5 protein-coding genes are annotated in these 5,146 nt (G+C 35.2%); 3 read left to right on the top strand and 2 right to left on the bottom strand.

What is annotated here, in order from left to right; all coding sequences use genetic code 11:
- Both P8H68_RS08730 and P8H68_RS08725 read right to left on the bottom strand, forming a co-directional pair.
- The coding region (locus P8H68_RS08730; RefSeq protein WP_300323620.1) for a hypothetical protein at nt 1–241 on the bottom strand (241 nt) is incomplete at its 3' end.
- A gap of 16 nt (nt 242–257) precedes the next feature.
- Nucleotides 258–1,949, bottom strand: coding sequence for a hypothetical protein (locus P8H68_RS08725; protein WP_300323617.1), 1,692 nt, complete (start codon nt 1,947–1,949; stop codon nt 258–260).
- 141 nt (nt 1,950–2,090) lie between these two features.
- On the opposite strand from P8H68_RS08725, the gene P8H68_RS08720 reads away from it, so the two are divergent.
- From P8H68_RS08720 to P8H68_RS08710, 3 genes are all read left to right on the top strand, one after another.
- On the top strand, nt 2,091–3,371 hold the full coding sequence (locus P8H68_RS08720) for a hydroxymethylglutaryl-CoA reductase, degradative (RefSeq protein WP_300323614.1): 1,281 nt from the start codon (nt 2,091–2,093) through the stop codon (nt 3,369–3,371).
- A complete protein-coding gene (locus tag P8H68_RS08715; protein ID WP_300323611.1) occupies nt 3,371–4,270 on the top strand; it encodes a GYDIA family GHMP kinase in 900 nt (299 codons plus the stop codon). Before P8H68_RS08720 ends, P8H68_RS08715 begins: the two co-directional genes overlap by 1 nt.
- Before the next feature lie 22 nt (nt 4,271–4,292).
- On the top strand, nt 4,293–5,146 hold an 854-nt coding region (locus P8H68_RS08710; RefSeq protein WP_300323608.1), incomplete at its 3' end, for an aminoacetone oxidase family FAD-binding enzyme.

Here is a 5,146-nt window from a genome sequence, read left to right as displayed (position 1 = left end):
TGTTCGTTAATTCATTTTGAACAAGTAATTCATTTACCTTAAATCCAGAATTTAAGTTGAATCCTACATTGGCTACCGGGATAGCAAATGTAAATGAATTTTTAGGAATGTAAACTGGCGATACATTTTGAGTTTGAACTACGTAATCTCCAAGATTGTAGAACGAAAAATAATCTTGTGCATTGATATTGTTTGCAGCAACAACTAAAAATGCTATGTATATATATATGTGTTTTTTCATCTTTTTTATGTCTTTTTTAGTTGTTCTCTTCATCATCACCAGTGATTTCTACATCAACAACGGCATTCAGGATTAACTTAATGGTGTCTGATCCATTTAACTTCACGGCTTCTGTTCCAGAATTAAAAGTAATATCTAATCCAACTTCAGTAGCTTGTTTCAATAGCTCCATTTCACTGAAAGTAAAATTAATTGTGTTTGTAGTGTTCGTTGATCCGTTAGACTTACCGGTGGCATCTGTTGGTGCTGCTTCAAAAATAGGAATAGATTTAGTCAGCCCATTTGCAGTTCCATTTTCTTTGAATATTAAATCTATCGATCCAGATAATGGAATATTGTTTACCGTTGTTACATCTATTGATAGTTCATTTAAATCATCAATATCTTCTCCTAAATCTAATTCAATATCATCTTGAGAAATTGTTACATCTGTAAACTTCACTGTCAATGGTACATCAACGGTAACATCTACAGAAAGACCATCATTAGTAGTAGCATAGAAGTTTTCATTTGTTCCTGCTAAAACAGGATTTGCCTTTCCAGAAACATTTAAGTTAAATCTAGTAGGAGCTGATGATAACAATGCATTGATGTTAGAGTTGTCTTTATCTAAAGTTGTAGAGGTAACAACAGCAGCTGCCCCAGCTGAATACGTTGTGATTCCATCAAAGATGATATAATCACTACCGGCAGTCAATTCATCGGCATCAACACTAGTATATGTTAACGCTGTAGAGGTAGTTCCTACTCCTTTGTCACCGGCGATTCCACTGACATCAATTCCTATTGGAAATCCAAAGCCATTTGTTGCAGCTATCGTCATTGATGCATCTTCAAATGTGATTCCATCTCCAAAATCGTTAAAGAAATCTAAATCGATTGTATTATTGTCAACAGAAAATGGCTCTTGTTTGAAATCACCATATACAACATCTGTTGAAGCACCCGATAAAACAGCACTGTAAGAGATATTATCTGCTGCAGTTAAGTCTTGTCCTGAGATAAATGTAAAAACTGAAGACATATTTAAAACAACTCTGTTCACAGTGGCATCAAACGCGGTACCATCATGTGTGAAGTTTGCATTGTACTCATTTAAGTTGATTGTAAGGTTTTGACTTCCTGCTCCATTTAGGGTTACAGTTCCTACATATTCACTATCATCTGTTTTTTTTGTAAATGAGGGGATACTCATTGTTAAAACAGCATTGGCTGCTTGGAATGTAGAGGTAAAAGTAATTACCATTGTTCCATTACTGAAAGATGCTCCAGTCAGTTCTTGTGTAAGTCCTAAATCATAAACTACCTGGTTGTCATCTGATTTTCCACCTGCAAGAGCAGCTGGTAAAGGATCAGGTAATGTTACAGGAAATGTTGCTGGGCTTATGTCCGATGCAGTTACTGGTGTAGCTACAGAAGATGTGATAGTTACATCTTCAATGGATACATCAAAAGCACTATCATCTCCTCCATTAATACTTTCTGTGTAGGTGAATGAGAAATTTCCATTTGTGTCTTCATCTAATTCTTCAACCTCTAATTCGTCAAAAAGTTCTGACAAAGTGTACGTTGCATGACCTACAGGAAGATTCACTCCGCCCTCCCAGGTGAAATCTTCAATGTCGTTATCGAAATAACTAAGGTCGCAAGAAGAAAAAATACTTGCTAAAATTATGGCTGATAAGCCAAAAAGTCTTGTTTTTTTCATGTAATTTATTTTAAAAGTGTGAGTATTTGGTTACTGGACAAAGATAAGAATTATAAATTAACATAATTTAACAAATGATATTGTAGTTGGTTTTTTAGTGTAATCGGTATCTTTGCCGTCATAAATGCGAATTTGATATATATGGTACGAAGAATTACAGGATTTTCTAAGTTTTCTAAGGAAGAAAAAATTGATTGGTTGGTAAAAGCATTCTTTAACAAGCAATCTATTACCAAAGAGACCTTGATAAAGTATTGGAATACAGATGAAAAATTGCAAAGATTGCACGATGATTTTATCGAAAACACCATCTCTAATTTTTATTTACCATATGGTGTTGCTCCCAATTTTATCATTGACGGAATCGACTATACCATACCCATGGTTATCGAAGAAAGTTCGGTAGTAGCTGCCGCTTCTTTGATAGGGAAATTTTGGAGTACTAGAGGTGGTTTTAAAACTGAAATTTTAGGAACTACCAAAATAGGTCAGGTGCATTTTATCTATGAAGGTGATGCTGTTGAAATTGAAGCTTATTTTAAAGATGTAAAAAAAGACCTATTAGCAAGTACAGAATCAATCACAGCAAACATGCGAAAGCGTGGTGGTGGAATTTTAGATATAGAGTTGCGTTCTAAAACAGAAGAACTAGATCATTACTATCAACTACATGTAACTTTTGAAACGAAAGATTCAATGGGGGCTAATTTTATCAATTCTTGTTTGGAGGAAATCGCATCTAGGTTTGAAAAAGAAGGCATACACATAGTAATGAGTATTTTGTCTAATTATGTTCCGGAATGTTTGGTGAGAGCAGAAGTATCTTGTAAGGTGGAGGAGTTGATTCAAGGTACATCTGAAATAGATCCAAATGAATATGCAAGAAAGTTTAAAACAGCTATTGATATTGCGAATGTAGAACCGCATAGGGCAGTGACTCATAATAAAGGTATTATGAATGGTATCGATGCCGTGGTTTTGGCTACCGGTAATGATTTTAGAGCGATCGAATCTTGTGCGCATGCCTACGCTGCGAAAGATGGTCGTTATAAGAGTTTGACTCAGTGTGAAGTTAAAGATGGAGTTTTTAGATTTTGGATAGAAATTCCATTGGCTTTGGGTACTGTTGGAGGTTTGACGGCATTGCATCCGATGGCAAAATTATCTTTAGAGTTATTGCAGAATCCTTCCGCGGAAGAATTGATGAAAATTATTGCAGTGGCAGGATTGGCGCAAAATTTTGCTGCTTTAAGAGCCTTGACTACAACGGGAATTCAGAAAGGGCATATGAAGATGCACTTGATGAATATCCTAAATCAATTGGGTGCTACCAATGAAGAAAAAGAATTGACTGTTGCTCATTTTGAAAAAGTACCAGTGACACATAGTGCGGTGCATGAATTTTATAAAACATTAAAATAATGGAGCAATTTTATAGCAATGGAAAACTGCTTTTAAGTGGTGAATACTCTGTTTTAGATGGTGCTCTTGCCTTGGCTGTACCTACTAAATTTGGACAAAGTTTGGAAGTGAGTCTTTTGGATGTCCCAGTGTTAATATGGGAAAGTTTCAATTGTATCAAACAGTTGTGGTTTCAGGCAGAAATAAAATTGGAGAAATTATCTGAACTGAGTGAAGAACCTAAGTTGGCTACTTTGCAAAAGATTTTGTTGGTTGCTCAGGAGTTAAATCCATCTTTTTTGTCAGATGGAAACGGTGCTTTTGTGCAAACATTTTTAACCTTTCCAAATGAATGGGGATTAGGAACCTCTTCTACCTTGATTAATAATATTGCCAGCTGGGCTAAGGTTGATGCTTTTGAATTATTGCAAAAATCTTTTGGAGGAAGTGGTTATGATATTGCTTGTGCACAGAATGATACTGCGATTCATTACCAAATTATTGATGCTAATCCGAGCGTTAAAAAAGCTGCCTTCAATCCTTCTTATTTGAAGCATATTTATTTCGTTTATTTAAATCAAAAGCAAGATAGCAAGGAAGGAATTCAGTTGTATAAAAATACAAAAGGAGATAAAGAATCTTTTGTTGCTGAAATATCTGAATTAACAGAAAAAATTACTTTGTGTGAAAACTATAATGAGTTTATAACTCTTTTAAAGGAACACGAAACAGTTACCGGTGAATTTATTGGTATTGCTCCGATACAGGAACAGTTGTTTTCTGATTTTGATGGGGCTGTGAAAAGTTTAGGTGCTTGGGGAGGAGATTTTATTATGACCATAGGAGATGATAATACACCGGAGTATTTTGAAGAAAAAGGATTTGAAATAATACTTCCTTATGAAGATATGATTCTTTAGGAATTGAAAAGAAGTTGATGATATGAGTGAAAAGAGAGATGTTATTATTGTTGGAGGAGGAGCTGCCGGTTTTTTTACGGCAATTACAGCTAAGGAATTGAATCCTAATTTATCGGTTACCATACTTGAAAAAGGAAAAGAAGTATTGCAGAAAGTGAAAATTTCTGGTGGTGGACGATGTAATGTGACTCATGCTTGTTTTGTGCCGAAAGATTTGACAGAATTTTATCCAAGAGGGAGAAAAGAATTGTTAGGACCTTTTCATCAATTTATGACCGGAGATACCATGGAGTGGTTTGAAAGTAGAGGAGTGCCGTTGAAAATAGAAAAAGACAATCGTGTTTTTCCGCAGTCAAACTCATCACAGAGTATTATCGATTGCTTTATGCAGTTGGTACGTAAGTACGATATTGAGGTGTTGAAAAATCATGGAGTCAACTCTGTGAAAAAAGAAAATGAAGTCTGGGAAATAACTAGTACTAAAGGAGTGTTTGAATGTCATAAGTTAGTTGTTGCTGCTGGAAGCAGCAAACGAGTATGGGATTTGGTAACTACTTTAGGGCATAAAGTTGTGGAGCCTGTACCATCTTTATTTACATTTAATATTAAGGATTCTAGGTTGACTGATTTACTAGGAGTCTCGGTTCCAAATGCTACTGTGAAAATAGTGGATACTAAATTAGAGTCTCATGGGCCATTGTTGATTACACATTGGGGAATGAGTGGTCCTGCAATTTTGAAATTATCAGCTTTTGGTGCTAGAAAGCTGGCAGAAATGAATTACGAATATAAAGTAGAGGTGAATTGGTTGTCGAAATCTTTTGGTCAAGTAGTTCAAGAATTGCATAAAGTGAAAAAAGCAAATACAAAAAAACA

The organism is Flavicella sp., assembly GCF_029238425.1.
Lineage (GTDB): Bacteria > Bacteroidota > Bacteroidia > Flavobacteriales > Flavobacteriaceae > Flavicella.
This window is presented reverse-complemented; position numbering and strand designations above follow the sequence as displayed.

Coding starts and splice junctions, on each gene's coding strand:
- P8H68_RS08725 (WP_300323617.1), bottom strand. CDS start 1,949: ATGAAAAAAACAAGACTTTTTGGCTTATCAGCCATAATTTTAGCAAGT.
- P8H68_RS08720 (WP_300323614.1), top strand. CDS start 2,091: ATGGTACGAAGAATTACAGGATTTTCTAAGTTTTCTAAGGAAGAAAAA.
- P8H68_RS08715 (WP_300323611.1), top strand. CDS start 3,371: ATGGAGCAATTTTATAGCAATGGAAAACTGCTTTTAAGTGGTGAATAC.